General features: G+C 29.2%; 15 protein-coding genes and 5 tRNA genes. 15 read left to right on the top strand and 5 right to left on the bottom strand.

Going from position 1 to position 14,566, the window contains the following annotated elements; genetic code table 11:
• Window positions 1-65: 65 nt before the first annotated feature.
• The 5 genes from L8V85_RS06435 to folE all read right to left on the bottom strand — a co-directional run bounded on the left by L8V85_RS06435 (window position 66) and on the right by folE (window position 3,949).
• Window positions 66-1,211, bottom strand: a complete 1,146-nt coding sequence (locus L8V85_RS06435; protein ID WP_133319187.1) for a hypothetical protein — start codon at window positions 1,209-1,211, stop codon at window positions 66-68.
• 79 nt (window positions 1,212-1,290) lie between these two features.
• Window positions 1,291-1,470: a putative motility protein gene (locus L8V85_RS06430; protein WP_133318997.1), complete on the bottom strand. Its 180-nt coding sequence runs from the start codon at window positions 1,468-1,470 to the stop codon at window positions 1,291-1,293.
• A 53-nt stretch (window positions 1,471-1,523) separates the two neighbouring features.
• Window positions 1,524-2,012, bottom strand: a complete 489-nt coding sequence (locus L8V85_RS06425; protein ID WP_133318996.1) for a hypothetical protein — start codon at window positions 2,010-2,012, stop codon at window positions 1,524-1,526.
• A 57-nt stretch (window positions 2,013-2,069) separates the two neighbouring features.
• Window positions 2,070-3,377, bottom strand: coding sequence for a flagellar protein export ATPase FliI (gene fliI, locus L8V85_RS06420; protein ID WP_220566469.1), 1,308 nt, complete (start codon window positions 3,375-3,377; stop codon window positions 2,070-2,072).
• Complete coding sequence (gene folE / locus L8V85_RS06415; RefSeq protein ID WP_133318995.1) at window positions 3,377-3,949, bottom strand: GTP cyclohydrolase I FolE; 573 nt, start codon at window positions 3,947-3,949, stop codon at window positions 3,377-3,379. The genes fliI and folE overlap by 1 nt, the downstream gene beginning before the upstream one ends.
• Before the next feature lie 109 nt (window positions 3,950-4,058).
• Here folE and tig point away from each other — a divergent pair, with 109 nt between their 5' ends.
• The 15 genes from tig to L8V85_RS06340 all read left to right on the top strand — a co-directional run bounded on the left by tig (window position 4,059) and on the right by L8V85_RS06340 (window position 14,272).
• Window positions 4,059-5,378 (top strand): trigger factor, encoded by a 1,320-nt coding sequence (gene tig / locus L8V85_RS06410; RefSeq protein WP_263737694.1) that lies wholly within the window; start codon window positions 4,059-4,061, stop codon window positions 5,376-5,378.
• A complete protein-coding gene (clpP, locus tag L8V85_RS06405) occupies window positions 5,378-5,968 on the top strand; it encodes an ATP-dependent Clp endopeptidase proteolytic subunit ClpP (protein ID WP_012662167.1) in 591 nt (196 codons plus the stop codon). The genes tig and clpP overlap by 1 nt, the downstream gene beginning before the upstream one ends.
• A 12-nt stretch (window positions 5,969-5,980) precedes the next feature.
• Complete coding sequence (locus tag L8V85_RS06400) at window positions 5,981-7,021, top strand: GGDEF domain-containing protein (RefSeq protein WP_133318992.1); 1,041 nt, start codon at window positions 5,981-5,983, stop codon at window positions 7,019-7,021.
• A complete protein-coding gene (gene def, locus L8V85_RS06395; protein WP_263737693.1) occupies window positions 7,018-7,542 on the top strand; it encodes a peptide deformylase in 525 nt (174 codons plus the stop codon). Before L8V85_RS06400 ends, def begins: the two co-directional genes overlap by 4 nt.
• Window positions 7,539-9,047 (top strand): YifB family Mg chelatase-like AAA ATPase, encoded by a 1,509-nt coding sequence (locus L8V85_RS06390; protein WP_133318990.1) that lies wholly within the window; start codon window positions 7,539-7,541, stop codon window positions 9,045-9,047. Before def ends, L8V85_RS06390 begins: the two co-directional genes overlap by 4 nt.
• Before the next feature lie 8 nt (window positions 9,048-9,055).
• A complete protein-coding gene (locus L8V85_RS06385; protein WP_133318989.1) occupies window positions 9,056-9,742 on the top strand; it encodes an NYN domain-containing protein in 687 nt (228 codons plus the stop codon).
• 2 nt (window positions 9,743-9,744) lie between these two features.
• On the top strand, window positions 9,745-11,085 hold the full coding sequence (rmuC, locus tag L8V85_RS06380; protein ID WP_263737692.1) for a DNA recombination protein RmuC: 1,341 nt from the start codon (window positions 9,745-9,747) through the stop codon (window positions 11,083-11,085).
• A complete protein-coding gene (locus tag L8V85_RS06375) occupies window positions 11,069-12,415 on the top strand; it encodes an NAD(P)H-hydrate dehydratase (RefSeq protein WP_263737691.1) in 1,347 nt (448 codons plus the stop codon). Before rmuC ends, L8V85_RS06375 begins: the two co-directional genes overlap by 17 nt.
• The gene (gene purN, locus L8V85_RS06370) at window positions 12,406-12,978 is read left to right on the top strand and encodes a phosphoribosylglycinamide formyltransferase (RefSeq protein WP_263671507.1); all 573 of its coding nucleotides are present in this window, start codon (window positions 12,406-12,408) and stop codon (window positions 12,976-12,978) included. Before L8V85_RS06375 ends, purN begins: the two co-directional genes overlap by 10 nt.
• A gap of 43 nt (window positions 12,979-13,021) precedes the next feature.
• Window positions 13,022-13,744, top strand: coding sequence for a TerC family protein (locus L8V85_RS06365; RefSeq protein ID WP_263666675.1), 723 nt, complete (start codon window positions 13,022-13,024; stop codon window positions 13,742-13,744).
• 88 nt (window positions 13,745-13,832) lie between these two features.
• Window positions 13,833-13,910 (top strand) — tRNA-Pro (locus tag L8V85_RS06360).
• Window positions 13,911-13,922: 12 nt separating this feature from the next.
• Window positions 13,923-13,999 (top strand) — tRNA-His (locus L8V85_RS06355).
• A gap of 3 nt (window positions 14,000-14,002) precedes the next feature.
• A tRNA-Arg gene (locus L8V85_RS06350) sits at window positions 14,003-14,079 on the top strand.
• 26 nt (window positions 14,080-14,105) lie between these two features.
• A tRNA-Arg gene (locus L8V85_RS06345) sits at window positions 14,106-14,182 on the top strand.
• Window positions 14,183-14,187: 5 nt separating this feature from the next.
• Window positions 14,188-14,272, top strand: a tRNA-Leu gene (locus tag L8V85_RS06340).
• Window positions 14,273-14,566: the final 294 nt, after the last annotated feature.

Below are 14,566 nucleotides of genomic sequence, written 5' to 3'. Positions count from 1 at the left end.
ATTTAATATTAAATCAAGTAAGTTTTTAACTTGTGTAATAATTTACATTATTATTTTAGCACAAGTTAAGCCATAGCATTTAAATAAGAATGTAAAATTTTGTTAATACTAGCTTGTTTTTTTCTATTTTCTAAAAATTGAGTATCTAAAAGTTCTTTTTGAGTATTGATTTTTTCAAGATCAATATTAGGATTGTTTTGATTGAATTCTTCTTTTAAAACTTCAATTTCTTTACTAACTTGCTCGCTATAAAGACTATAAATAGAACTTGAATTGGCAAATTCTTTCATGTTAATGCTATGTTGATAGTTAATATATTGTTGAAAGAAAACTGAAAGCTTATCTTCTGAAGTGTTGTTTTTATCTACTCCATTGATATATAAATATAAATCAAAACTCATTTTTTCTTTGTTGTTTTCATTAATATAATCTTGCATACTCATTTGACCTCTCATGAGTTTTTGAAAATTTACACTAGAGGACATATCCAACTCAATAGGCGATAGAAAAAAATTAGCTTTATTGTGATTTTGTTCTTTTAAATCATGATAAATATAATTGAGCAGCAATCCACTTTTAGAAACCTCCCCTTGTTTATTTAAATAAGGTTTGATAACAGGATTACTAGCTGTATTTTCTATGCTTGCGTTAAACGCAAAATCACCTATTTTATTATCAAGCATTAAGGTGTTTAAATTTTTATTTGATTCTTTTGCATTTTGTAAATTTTTAGCATTTTCATAAACTTTTAAAATTTTACCCTCATAAGTATAACTATAACCTTGATTTAACTCTGAAATTTGAGCTTTACTTAAAAAATCATTGTCATTGTTTTGAAACTGTGGATTTATAGTTTTTAATGTGTTGTGATAAGTGTTTAAAAGTCTTGGTAAATCTATTTTGTTATAATTTAAATTCTCATCAAGCTTTATAAGTTGTTTTGAAATTTCTCTTATACTTTTTATATTAATATCATAATCAAGAGGCAAAGCAGCTGCTTTATTAAGATCTTTTTCAAAAAAACCTTGCTCATTGATTCTAAAACCAAATTCACTTGCATAAGTAATTTTATAGTCTAAATTAGAACCATTGATATCAAGTAAATCACTTTTAATATTAGTATTTTCTTTTTTTTCTTCTATGTGTCCAGTTTTTGCAAAAGGATAATTTGCAAAATTCTGATACGGATTAACATTAGAATTTACAAACATAACTCTTCTCTTCAAAAATATTGCTTAACTTTTAAAAAGCAAAAGCTATGCCAAAATTTTTGAATTGAAGAGAAAAATTTTAAGCGTAAATGTCAAGTAATCCTGAACTAGCAGTAGGAGTAGTAGTTGGAGCAGGGTTTGCATTTACGCCTTCAAGTACTTGCATTACTGCATTTTCATTAACTTCTATGGTTTTTTTCATCATAGTAGTTGCAATGTTAAGCATTAAGTTTGCTTGATTGTTTGTAACTTCGCCCATAACATACTCCTTTTGTTTGGATCAAAGGTATTATCGGCAAAGTTTGGTAAATATTAAGCTATATTATAAATTTTTGATAAGTAATGATTGTGGGTGTTTTCTTTTGCTTCAAGCATATCGATATAATTTTTAAATTCATCCATATCTTTAAAAAGATTTTTCATTGTAGTGCTAATTTCATTAGAAAAATTTTGAAGATTATTTTGGGCTTTTAAATATCTTTCGATTTGATAAATTCTCGCCACTTCTCTTTCATATTCATCTTGAGTCATTCTTTTTGCACTGAATTCTTCATTTAGAACTTTTTTATTATTAATAATAAAAGATTTTTTTTGATTATTGATTTTAAATTCGATTATAAAATCTTCTTTTGAAGCGATAATTTTTAAATATTTTAATTTTGCTTTATCTTCTAGTAAAACAAAACTTATGCATTCTAAAAACATATGTGTAAAAATTTCTCTTTCAAAAATATTTTGACAAATATCGGTATATTTTAAACCTAAGCTTTGTTGATGATCTAAAAATGCTATATTTGACATGATCTATCCTTTTTTCATGACTTTTTTATCAAAAAAAAGCAAAAAATATTCCAACTATTATGTATCAATCATCTTAAGCATATTAATCGTATCTTCAAATTCAAAACTTTCTTCAGGATTTTGACTTAAAAATTGCTGCATAAAATCTTTTTTAGCAATAGCTTGATCGAGTTCTTTATCGGTGCCTTTTTGATAAGCACCAATACGCAATAGCACTTCATTTTCTTTAAGCAAAGAATTTAAACGCTTAAATTTTCTAGCAGCTAGCTTATGTTCATCACTGATAATATCCCCCATAACCCTTGAGGCTGAATTTTGTATATTTATAGGTGGATAAATTCCAAAGTCAGTGAGTTCGCGACTAAGCACTATATGCCCATCTAGGATAGATCTGCTTTGATCAGCTATTGGATCACTCATATCATCCCCATCAACCAACACGGTAAAAAAAGCTGTTATGGTGCCTTTACCTTCTTCCTTTCCTGTTCTTTCCATAAGCTGAGGTAAAAGACTTAAAACGCTTGGCGGATAACCTTTTGTTGTAGGTGGTTCACCTAGGGCAAGACCTATTTCTCTTTGAGCCATAGCAAAACGCGTTACGCTATCCATGATAAATAACACATCTTTACCTTGTTCTTTAAAATATTCAGCCACACTCATAGCACAAAATGCTCCGTATTTTCTCATCAGCGCGCTATCATCACTTGTTGCAACGATGATGACAGTATCATCAAGTTTACCACCAAGATTTTTTTGTATAAATTCAGGAATTTCTCTACCGCGCTCTCCTATTAAAGCTATAACTTTAATAGGAGCTTTGGAATTTTTCACTATCATACCCATAAGAGTTGATTTACCAACCCCACTTCCTGCAAAAATCCCAAGCTTTTGTCCTACCCCGCAAGTTAAAAGTGCATCTATTGTTTTAACACCTACTGGAAAAACTTCTTCTATCAAACCTCGCTTCATTGCATCAATAGGTGCTCGCATAATAGGCATAAATTTACTTGCCTCAATAGGTCCTTTACCATCTTTTGGTCGCATAAAAGGATCGACTACTCTTCCTAAAAGTTCATCACTAACTCCTATTTGCATACCTGCATCGTTAATAAAAGCACGATCGCCTATTTTAAAACCTTCCACAAAACCAAAAGGACTCAAATAGCTTAAATTTTCATCTACTTCTACCACCATAGCCATAGCTTCTTTACTCTCATCTTCACTAGAAACTATTTTAATGATATCACCTATGCTAGTTTTTAAGCCATTTATTTCTATACTAGTACTTGAAATTTTAGTAATCTGACCAAAAACACTAGCAAGATTTTGTGAAGCAATTTTACTACGAAGTTTTTCTAAACCCATTAAAATCTAACCTGTTTTGCCGAGTTAATTAAAGTGAAAAATTCTTTTCTTGTTTTTTCACTTTTTAAAAAGCTACCTCTTAGTGCTGAAGTGCTAGTAGTAGAATTTGCTTTTTGCACCCCACGCATTTCAACACACATGTGTCTTGCTTCAATAACTACTCCAACACCTTTTGCACCTACATGTTCCATTAAAGATTCTGCGATTTGTTCTGTGAGTTGTTCTTGAATTTGCAAGCGTCTTGCAAAAACTTCCACAAGGCGTGGAATTTTACTAAGACCTACGACTTTTTTATCCGGTATATACGCAACATGTACGCGCCCAAAAAAAGGTAAAAGATGATGCTCGCAAAGACTATAAAATTCTATATCTCTTACTAAAACCATTTCATTGTTTGAGCTTTCAAATAAGGCATCATTTAGTATTTGTTTTGGATCTTGTTTATAACCACTATTTAAAAATTCAAAAGCTTTAAAAACTCTTGTAGGAGTTTTTAAAAGTCCTTCTCTTTGCGGATTTTCCCCGATAATTTCTAACATATTTTTTACTGATTGTTCAAATTTTTCTTGCATTTTTTCTCCATCAAAAATTAAAATTTTAACATATTTTTATTTTTATATAAAGTGATAAGGAAAATTTTGGTATATTATCAAGAAATTTTATTTAAAAAGGGAAAATATTATGGAAGTTACAGCAAAACTAATTGATTTTGCAAATGCAAATGCTACTGTGAAAATTGCTCAAGGAGCTATTAAAGCAGAAGTTGAAAAATTAGCTAAAAAAGCATCTAAAACTATGAAAATGGATGGTTTTAGAGCAGGAAAAGTTCCTGTTGCTGCTATACTTAAAAGATATGAAAAAGAGCTTACAAGAGATGCGGAGCAAGATCTTTTAAGAAATGCTGTAGATGGTGCTTTAAAAGAAGTTAAAAAAGAGGCTAAAGATTTAGTAGGTGAGCCATATTTTGAAAAATTTGATAGAAAAGATGGCGATATTGAAGCTCAAATGGTATTATCTTTTAAGCCAGAAGTAAAATTAGATGGATATGAAGAACTAATTCCAACTTATAATACACCAAAAGTAACTCAAAAAGAAATTGATGCAAAAAAAGAAGAATTATTAAAAAGATTTGCTACTCCTGAAGCGATTAAAGAGGCAAGAGCTTTAAAAGAAGGCGATTTTGCTAAATTTGATTTTGAAGGTTTTGTTGATGGTAAAGCTTTTGATGGTGGAAAAACTCAAAATTATGTTTTAGAGATTGGCTCAAAACAATTTATACCAGGATTTGAAGAAGGTATGATTGGTTTAAAAGCAGGCGAGGAAAAAGATATTAATGTAACTTTTCCAAAAGAATATGGTGCAGCACATTTAGCAGGAAAAGATGCGGTATTTAAAGTAAAAATTCATGAAATTCAAGAACTTAAATTACCTGAATTAAATGAAGAGCTTTTAAAAAACTTACTTCCTGAAGAAAAAGAGCCAAGTGTTGAAAAATTAGACGCAAAATTAAAAGAACAACTAAAAAATGAAAAAATCTTTAAACTTATTAATGATGAGCTTAAAAATCAATTTGCAGAAGCTTTAGTAGCTAAGTTTGACTTTGTTTTGCCAAGAAATATAGTAGAGCAAGAAACAGATATGCAATTTAGAAGCTCTTTAAGAACTTTAAGCGAAGAGGAATTAAAAGAATTTAAAGATGAGGCTAAATATAAAGAAAAAAGAGAAAGTTTCAAAGAAGATGCGCAAAAAAGCGTAAAATTAACTTTCATTATAGATGAGCTAGCAAAACTTAGAAATGTTACAGTAAGCGATCAAGAATTAATCCAAGCAATTTATTTTGAAGCTTATAGATATGGTTTTAACCCACAAGAACATTTAGATAATTATAAAAAGCAAGGTGCATTACCTGCTATTAAAATGTCTTTAATTGAAGAAAAACTTTTTGCTGATATTTTTAAAAAAAATGATAAAAAGAAAACCGAAAAAGAAAGTGAAAAATAATGAGTTCATATATACCCTATGTAGTTGAAAAAACAAGCAGAGGCGAAAGAAGTTATGATATATACTCAAGACTTTTAAAAGATAGGATTATCATGCTAAGTGGTGAGATCAATGATGATCTTGCTGCTTCTATCGTGGCACAGCTTTTGTTTTTAGAAGCTGAAGATCCTCAAAAAGATATTTATCTTTATATTAACTCACCAGGCGGGGTTGTGACAAGTGGATTTAGTATTTATGATACGATGAATTATATTAAAGCTGATGTAAGTACTATTTGTATTGGTCAAGCTGCTTCTATGGGTGCATTTTTGCTTAGTTGTGGTGCTCCAGGGAAAAGATTTGCTCTGCCAAATTCAAGAATTATGATCCACCAACCACTAGGTGGTGCAAGAGGACAAGCAACAGATATAGAAATTCAGGCAAAAGAAATTCTAAGATTAAAAGCGATTTTAAATGATATTTTGGCAAAAAATACTAAGCAAAAACTTTCTAAAATAGAAAAAGATACCGATAGAGATTTTTTTATGAGTGCTATAGAGGCTAAGGAATATGGCTTAATCGATAAGGTTTTGGAAAAAAGTTTTAAATAAGGAAACAAAGCAATGCTAGATGATGATTTATTTGCTGATTTAAATTTAAATAGCGATCCAACTCCAGCCAAAGAAGCTCCAAAAATTCAAAAAATTAGTGGAGGCGAATTTGAGAAATTTGCGAAATCTATTTTAACTGAACTTGTAAAAGATAATGTGCCTCCAACTCCTACTAATTATGGGGTTTATTTTCAAAAAATGCTTGAAGAGCGTCCAGGAGCTTTTAAGAAAAAAGTTGGTGAGATTATGGAATTTGAGCAAAATGATGATGGTCTTAAGCGTGCAAATATAGAACAAGAAATAAAGAAAAGTTTTAATTCTACTTCGGCATTATTGCAATATATTGCCATGATTTATAGGCATCTTGAAACAGTTAAAGATATGCTAAAAAGGCGTAATTCAGAACTTGCTATTAGTACAGGAAATTTAGCTGTTTCTAATGTAATCCATGCCCTTGAAACAGACCTTTCAAGATTTTCTAGCATTTTAGATAAGTATTCAGATGAGATTAAAGAAAATTTTGATGAGGTTAGACAGACTTATAAACATATAGAAGAGCAGAGTGATTTTGACTCTAAATTTGGAGTTTTTAATAAAAAATATTTTTTAGAAAATTTGGAAAAAAGCATAGAGAGTAATGCTAAATATAATTATTATACCTCTTTGATATTCTTTAGAGTAAAAGAAGAAATTTTAGAGCAAACTTATACTCAAAAAGAGAAAAATGCCTTTTTAAAAAGTGTTTGTAAAATTTTTAGTAAAAATGTTTCTTCAAGTGATATAGTAGCACATTGTGGAAATAATATTTTTGCTATAATGATCTCTCATACTAATTTAGAAAAAGCACAAGAAATATGTAATAAAATTTTAGAATCCTTAGAAAATTCAAATTTTTTCTTAGCAGATAAAGAAATAGAGGCAGATGTGGAGGTTGCTATTAGTGCAGTTAATAGTGACAGCAAAGGTGAAGAATTAATAGAAAAATGCATTGAAGCTTTAAAAGACTCGGGAAAAAATTTAGAACCTTTTGTAATAGTGGAAAAAGAAAAATGATAAGAAAGATAATTACCTATCCTAATCCAAGATTATTTTTAGAATCAAAAAAAGTAGAAAATTTTGATAAAGATTTACATGTACTTTTAGATGATATGTATGAAACAATGATAGCTAATAAAGGTGTAGGTTTGGCAGCTATCCAAGTTGATGTGCCAATTAGAGCTTTACTTGTAGATATTGGTGATGAAGAAGGTGAGCAAAAAGAAGACAAACAAACTCTTTTAGAAATCATCAATCCCATTATAACACCTTTAGATGATGAAAGAATTTCTTGTAATGAGGGTTGTTTAAGTATACCAGGTTTTTATGAAGATGTAATGCGTTATAAAAATATACAACTTGACTATCAAGATAGGTTTGGAAAGCCACAAAGTTTGCAAGCACATGAGTTTTTAGCAGTGGCTATCCAACATGAAGTTGATCATCTTGATGGACATTTATTTATAGAAAAACTTTCTTTTTTAAAGCGTCAAAAATTTGATAAAGACTTTAAGAAAAAATCCAAAAAGAATAAATGAAAAAGCTAAAATGTGCAAGTTTTTCTACAGAACTTGATATCATCGATGTAGAATCAACTTTCACAAGAGGTTTGCCAGGCTTTAGCATAGTGGGTCTTGCAAACTCTACCATCAAAGAAAGCACTGAAAGAATTAAAGCAACTTTGTTAAGTCAGAATTTTAGCTTTCCAGCACAAAAAATTACTATCAACTTAAGTCCTTCGGATATTCCTAAAAATGGTTCTCATTTTGACTTAGCTATTGCAATTTTGATTTTATTTCAAAAAGAAATTTTAGATGATTTTTTTGTTTTTGGAGAACTTGGATTAGATGGGAGTATAAAAAGCACTGCTAGTTTATTTTCTATCTTGCTTTTTTTAAGTACAAAAATACAAAATGCTAAAGTAGTAGTACCAAAAGCCATAGCACAAAAAGCTTCAATGATACCTAATTTAACAATTTATGCTTTAGAAAATTTAGCCCAGGCTGTAGATTTTTTTAAAGAAAAAAAATATGAGAATTATCATATATGTAATGCGCATCCTTTATTTGAAAATGCTATAAAATTTAATGGGGAAAAATATATAAAAAACACTAGCTTTCCTTATGATTTTAAGGAAGTTAAAGGCCAAGAAAATGCTAAATTTGCTTGTATAATAGCAGCTTTAGGAATGCATAATATTTTATTTGAAGGTAGTCCAGGTAGCGGTAAAAGTATGTGTGCTAAAAGACTTCCTTTTATCATGCCACCGCAAAGCTTGAAAGAAATTTTAGCTCAAAACGCTTATAAGTCATTAAATTCTTTAGATGATGATTTTAGCGCTAGTAGGGTTTTTAGAAGTCCTCATCATACAAGTACTAGGGCTAGTATTTTTGGTGGAGGAACTAAAAATGCCAAGATAGGAGAAATAGCACTTGCAAATGGAGGAGTTTTGTTTTTTGATGAGTTTCCTCATTTTTCAAAACAAATCATAGAAAGTTTAAGAGAGCCATTAGAGGATTTTAAAATTCTTATTTCAAGAGTTAATACCAAAGTGATTTATGAAACTAAATTTTTATTTGCTTGTGCGCAAAATCCTTGTCCTTGTGGAAATTTATTTTCTAAAAATCAAAATTGTCGTTGTCAAGAAATAGAAATAAAAAAATATAAAAACAAAATTTCATCTCCAATTTTAGACAGAATTGATCTTTATGTAGCTATGGATGAAATTTCATATAAGGATAAAATGAGTTTAACATCAGAGCAAATGAGCGAGATGGTATTTAAAGGATTTTTATTTCAAAAACAAAGACAGCAAGAAGAGTTTAATGCTAAATTAAATGATGAGCAGATGAAACAATTTTGTATTTTAGAGTCTTCTGCTAATGAAATTTTGCAAAAGGCTATAAATTCATATAATCTTTCTCAAAGAGGGGTAAATAAAACTATAAAAGTAGCAAGAACCATTGCAGATTTAGAGCAAAGTGAGTTGATTTTAAAAACTCATATTTTAAAAGCATTAAGTTTTAGAATGAGAAATATTTAGGAGCAAAAATGGAAAATAAAAGCATAGCAATTTTTATAGATGCGGAAAATATTCCTTCAAAATACGCAAAATCGATTTTTGGTATTGCTTCTGATTATGGAGAAATTGTTATAAAGCGAATTTATGGAGATTGGACTCAAAAAAATATACAAAATTGGAAAGAACAAATCGCACAATATTCTATCATTGCTATGCAACAATTTAATTTTTTAGCTAATAAAAATTCAAGTGATATGTATTTAATTACTGATATTATGAGTGTTTTTTATGAAAAAGATATTGATATTTTTGTTATTGTATCAAGCGATAGTGATTATACTAGTTTGATACAGAAGCTAAAAGAAAATAAAAAACAAGTTATAGGCATGGGTTTAAAGCAAGCTGTAAAATCTTATGTGAATTCCTTTAGTGAATTCTTTTATTTAGATCAAGATAAATCAAAAACAAAAGTCATAATTGAAAAAGAATATATCAAAGATTTAATCAATATCGCAGAGGCTTTGATAGAAGAAAAAGGTCGCGCAGAATATGCTCAAATTCGTACCAATATGAACAGAAAACATGCAAATTTTATTCCACAAAATTTCGGCTTTAAAAATTTTAAAGCTTTGATGAAAGAACTTTTACCAAAGATGAAACAATTTAAAGAAGCAAATGAGAAAAATATTTATTTCCTTGAAAAAGCAAAGGCTTAAAAATGGAAAATATCTTAATAGCTTTTTTGGCTGTTGTAATTTTAGCTTTTGTATGGGTGGTATTTAAAAGTCAGAAAGAAAAAGTAAAGTTAGAATTTTTAAATCAAAACAATATGACTTTGCAAAATCAACTTTCTAATTTAGAGTTTGAAAAAACTGCACTTATGGAAAAAAATTCCAAACTTTTAGATGAAAAAATATCGTATTTATCTAAAAATGAAGCTTTAGAGGCAAAATTAGCACAAAAAGAACAAACTCAACAAGAACTTTTAAATATGCATTTAAAAGAGCGTGCAAATTTAAAAGAAGAATACACTCAAACCTTAATAAAATTAGAAGAAAAATATAAACAAAGTTTGGCGGGATTAAAACAAGAGCTAGAGCAAAATTTCCAAAAACAAAATGCTAGTATTTTAAATCAAAACAAACTTATGCTCAATGAAGATACAAAAAAAATCTTAGAAGAAATTTTCTTGCCTGTGAAAAAAAGTGTTAAAGAGTATAGTGAAAAACTCAGTCAAAATGAAGTTAGCATTAAAACACAAATTGATCATATGTTTAAATTTAGTCAAAATATGGGAGAAAATGCAGATAAGCTAGCTAAAATTTTAAAAGGAGATAAAAAATTTCGTGGTAATTTTGCAGAATTACAACTAAAATCAGTTTTAGAAAATAGTGGTTTAGTAGAGGGTGTGCAGTATAAATTGCAAGAGAGATTTCAAGATGAGGGTAAAACTTACATTCCTGATGCGGTTGTGTTTTTAGATAAACAAAAAAGTATAGTTATAGATGCAAAATTTTCTCTACCAAGTGATTTTAGTTTTGAAGATATTAGTAAAAATACCTGTCTTGATTTAGCTTATAATCTAAAATCAAGAATTGATGAGTTAGCTAAAAAGCCTTATATGCAGTATGATAAACACACTTATGAGTTTGTTTTGCTTTTTATACCTTATCAAAATATCTTAGATTTGATTTTAAATGTAGATCTTGAAATTTATCAATACGCTTATAAAAAAAAGGTTTATTTAACTACACCAAACACTCTTTTTATGGCATTAAATACTATAAATATTTCATGGAAAAATATACAAAGTAATGAAAATATCCTAAAAGCTTTTGATGAACTGGGTAAATTTCATGATAAATTTGCAGGTGTTTTGGATGATTTTGAAAAAATCAAAGAAAATGTTAAAAGATTAAACACAAATGTAGATAATATGCAAACAAAGCTTACTCATGGAAGTGGAAATATTGCATCAAGAGTGATAAAGCTTAAAGAGCTAGGCGCTAAAACTCAAAAATTTATAAAATGTGAGATGAGCGATGAAAGCAGTATTTAAAGATAATATTTCTTATGAAAAAAAACTTATTGAAAAAGGTTTGGATGAGTTTTTAATGATGGAAAATGCAGGCATAGAGCTTGCAAATTTGATTAAGAAAAAAAATAAAAACATAAAAAATGCTAAAATTTTATTTTTGCTTGGTGCTGGTGGAAATGGAGCTGATGGACTTGTGGCTATAAGGCATTTAAAAAAAGCTTTTGCTTTTGTTATGCCATATAAAAAAAATACAATGTTTATCAAGCAAGAGCAAATTTTAAAAAATATAGGTTTTAAATTTTTAAAAAAAGAACCTAAATTTAAAGATTTTGACATCATTGTTGATTGTGTTTTTGGGAGTGGTTTAAATAAAGCTTTAGATGAAAATTTGCAAAGAATTTTTAAAAAAATTGCTAAAAGTAAGGCTTTAAAAATAGCTTGTGATGTTCCTAGTGGTCTTGGACAAGAGCTATGTTTTAAGGCTGATTACACTCTTTGCATGGGAGCGATTAAAGAAATTTTATTAGAAGATTTTGCAAAAGAATTTGTAGGTAAAATTAAAATTGCAAATTTGGGTTTAAAACCTTATATGCAAAATACTTCAAGTTTTTTACTAGAAAAAAAAGATTTAAAACTTATTACAAAAAAGATTAACTCAAATAAAGGCGATTTTGGCCATATTTATATTTTTGCAAATAAAAGTGCAGGTACTCTAGCAGGACTTGGTGCTTTAGAATTTGGAGCAGGACTTGTATCTTTAGTGGCTAAAGAAAGTTTTTCACCTTTGATTATGCTAAAAGATGATATTGAAAGCAAAATAAATGCAGCTGCTATAGGTATGGGACTTGATGATTTAAGTATTTTAAAAGATGAAAGATTAAAAAACATTCCTTTAGTTTTAGACGCAAATTGCTTTCAAAGTGAAAATTTACTTTCATATCTTGCTAGAGAAGATGTTGTTTTAACCCCTCATCCTAAAGAATTTTGTATGCTTTTAAAACTTTGTTTTAATGAGGATATAAGCGTAGAAGAAATTCAAAACAAACGCTTTTTTTATGCAAGAAAGTTTAGTTCTAAATTTCAATGTGTTTTGGTATTAAAAGGAGCTAATCCTATTATTGCTCAAAAAGAAAAATTTTTTATAGTAAATTGTGGCAATGAAGCTTTAGCAAAAGGTGGAAGTGGGGATGTGTTAAGTGGTATGATAGCAGCTTTGCTTGGAGCTAAATTTAATGCTTTAGAAGCTGCTAAAAATGCAGTATTAGCTCATGCTTTAGTAGCTAAAAATTATAAGAAAAACAAAATTAGTTTTGATGCTTTAAAATTGATAAAGGGGTTAAAATGCTTATAAAATTAGCAATTTTATTTAGTGGTAATGGAAGTAATTTGGAAAATATTTTAGCAAAATTACATAAAAAAACTTTTGGTAAAAATACCTTTGAAGTGGTTTTATGCGTGTGCAATAAAAAAGAAGCTTATGGTATACAAAGAGCTTTAAAATATAACCTTAATACTCAAATTATAGAGCATGAAAAATTTACTTCAAGAGAAGAATTTGACGCAGAGTTGGTAAAAATTATAAAAGAAAGTCAAGCAGATCTGACCATCTTAGCAGGATTTATGCGAATTTTAAGTCCTATTTTCACTCAAAATATAAAAGCTATTAATCTTCATCCTTCTTTGCTTCCTTTATTTAAAGGTGCTCATGCTATCAAAGAAAGTTATGAGAGCGATATGAAAGTTGCGGGTGTTAGCGTGCATTGGGTTAACGAAGAGCTTGATGGTGGTAAAATCATTGCTCAAAAGGCGTTTGAAAAAGCTAAACTAAGCTTTGAAGAATTTGAAGATAAAATTCATAAATTAGAGTATGAAATTTTACCTGCAACTATTGTTGAAATTTTTGAAAATGATTAATTTTTTATCATTATAATTACGCTTTTTATTTTAAGGAAGTTAAATGTTTGAGTGGATTTTTAGTGTGGATGCGTGGGTAGTGTTGCTTACGCTTACAGCTTTAGAGATTGTGCTAGGGATTGATAATATCATTTTCTTGGCTATTTTGGTTTCTAAATTACCACCAGAACATAGAGATAAGGGTAGAGTTTTAGGCCTTGCTTTTGCGATGATTACTAGAATTTTATTGTTATTGTCTTTGTTTTGGGTTATGAAACTTGTTACACCTTTATTTAGTATATTAGGCAATGAAATTTCAGGTAGGGATTTGGTGCTTTTGCTTGGAGGTTTGTTTTTGATAGTTAAATCTATCAAAGAAATCAAAGAAAGTATAACACATCAAGAGGAAAGTCAAAGTAATATAAAAATCAGCAATAAACTTTGGATTGTAGTTGCTGAAATAGCTGTGATAGATATAGTATTTTCTCTAGATAGTGTTATTACTGCTGTGGGTATTGCTCAAGATATAGAGATTATGATTATTGCTGTTATTATTGCAGTATTAGTAATGCTTTTTGCTTCTAAACCAATTGCAGATTTTGTAGAAAAATATCCAAGCATTAAAATTTTAGCTTTGGCATTTTTAGTAATGATAGGTTTTGTTTTAGTATGTGAAAGTTTTGATATTCATATAGATAAGGCCTATATTTATGTAGCTATGGCCTTTTCTTTGGTAGTTGAAATTTTAAACATCATTTCACAAAAAAAACAAACAAATAATTCTTAAAATATTTAGCATTTTTTATGCTAAATATTCTTATTTATCTTGACTTTTAATATTTTTTTATGTAGAATAACGCTTTATTTTTATACATCGGGGTGTAGCGCAGTCTGGTTAGCGCACTTGGTTTGGGACCAAGGGGCCGAAGGTTCGAATCCTTTCACCCCGACCATTTTTATAAATGGTGAGTGTAGCTCAGTCGGTTAGAGCATCAGATTGTGGTCCTGAGGGTCGTGGGTTCGATTCCCATCACTCACCCCATCAGCGCTCGTAGCTCAACTGGATAGAGCGACAGACTTCGGATCTGTAGGTTATGGGTTCGATTCCTATCGGGCGCACCATAAGCCTATTGTTACTTTTATTTTTTGCGCTCATAGCTCAGCTGGATAGAGCAACGGCCTTCTAAGCCGTAGGTCAGAGGTTCGAATCCTCTTGAGCGTACCACTTTTGCGGATGTGGTGAAATTGGCAGACACGCCAGACTTAGGATCTGGTGCAGCAATGCGTGAAGGTTCAAGTCCTTTCATCCGCACCACCATGCTTTGAAGCTACTTTCTAAAATTTTTAAAAAACTCAGGGAGCGGTTTTGGTAGCGGTTTTTTTCTTAAAAATTAATTTTTAATACTCCATGTTAAAATAATATAATTTATCATTATAATCTAAAAAAGAAATTGACTTTTATAAAAATATTTAAAAAAAGAATAAAATAAAAAATACATTTTACTTTTTTATATTCAATTGCTAATTCATTCTCTATTTCTTTTTTTATTAAAAGAAGACAGTATAAACTAAATACATTATAATTTATTTATTTTATTCATAAGGCTTT

Origin of the sequence: Campylobacter sp. IFREMER_LSEM_CL2090 (assembly GCF_025771865.1) — a bacterium.
In the GTDB taxonomy this organism is placed as follows: domain Bacteria; phylum Campylobacterota; class Campylobacteria; order Campylobacterales; family Campylobacteraceae; genus Campylobacter_D; species Campylobacter_D lari_D.
Note: the sequence above shows the minus strand (reverse complement) of the source record. Positions and strands in the feature narration are given on the sequence as shown.

What these genes read in the sequence shown, in the direction of transcription:
- L8V85_RS06430 (WP_133318997.1), bottom strand. Translation starts at nt 1,470, where the DNA reads ATGGGCGAAGTTACAAACAATCAAGCAAACTTAATGCTTAACATTGCA.
- L8V85_RS06390 (WP_133318990.1), top strand. Translation starts at nt 7,539, where the DNA reads ATGAAAAAGCTAAAATGTGCAAGTTTTTCTACAGAACTTGATATCATC.
- folE (WP_133318995.1), bottom strand. Translation starts at nt 3,949, where the DNA reads ATGCAAGAAAAATTTGAACAATCAGTAAAAAATATGTTAGAAATTATC.
- L8V85_RS06435 (WP_133319187.1), bottom strand. Translation starts at nt 1,211, where the DNA reads ATGTTTGTAAATTCTAATGTTAATCCGTATCAGAATTTTGCAAATTAT.
- L8V85_RS06365 (WP_263666675.1), top strand. Translation starts at nt 13,022, where the DNA reads ATGTTTGAGTGGATTTTTAGTGTGGATGCGTGGGTAGTGTTGCTTACG.
- tig (WP_263737694.1), top strand. Translation starts at nt 4,059, where the DNA reads ATGGAAGTTACAGCAAAACTAATTGATTTTGCAAATGCAAATGCTACT.
- fliI (WP_220566469.1), bottom strand. Translation starts at nt 3,377, where the DNA reads ATGGGTTTAGAAAAACTTCGTAGTAAAATTGCTTCACAAAATCTTGCT.
- L8V85_RS06425 (WP_133318996.1), bottom strand. Translation starts at nt 2,012, where the DNA reads ATGTCAAATATAGCATTTTTAGATCATCAACAAAGCTTAGGTTTAAAA.
- L8V85_RS06385 (WP_133318989.1), top strand. Translation starts at nt 9,056, where the DNA reads ATGGAAAATAAAAGCATAGCAATTTTTATAGATGCGGAAAATATTCCT.
- def (WP_263737693.1), top strand. Translation starts at nt 7,018, where the DNA reads ATGATAAGAAAGATAATTACCTATCCTAATCCAAGATTATTTTTAGAA.
- clpP (WP_012662167.1), top strand. Translation starts at nt 5,378, where the DNA reads ATGAGTTCATATATACCCTATGTAGTTGAAAAAACAAGCAGAGGCGAA.
- L8V85_RS06400 (WP_133318992.1), top strand. Translation starts at nt 5,981, where the DNA reads ATGCTAGATGATGATTTATTTGCTGATTTAAATTTAAATAGCGATCCA.
- L8V85_RS06375 (WP_263737691.1), top strand. Translation starts at nt 11,069, where the DNA reads ATGAAAGCAGTATTTAAAGATAATATTTCTTATGAAAAAAAACTTATT.
- purN (WP_263671507.1), top strand. Translation starts at nt 12,406, where the DNA reads ATGCTTATAAAATTAGCAATTTTATTTAGTGGTAATGGAAGTAATTTG.
- rmuC (WP_263737692.1), top strand. Translation starts at nt 9,745, where the DNA reads ATGGAAAATATCTTAATAGCTTTTTTGGCTGTTGTAATTTTAGCTTTT.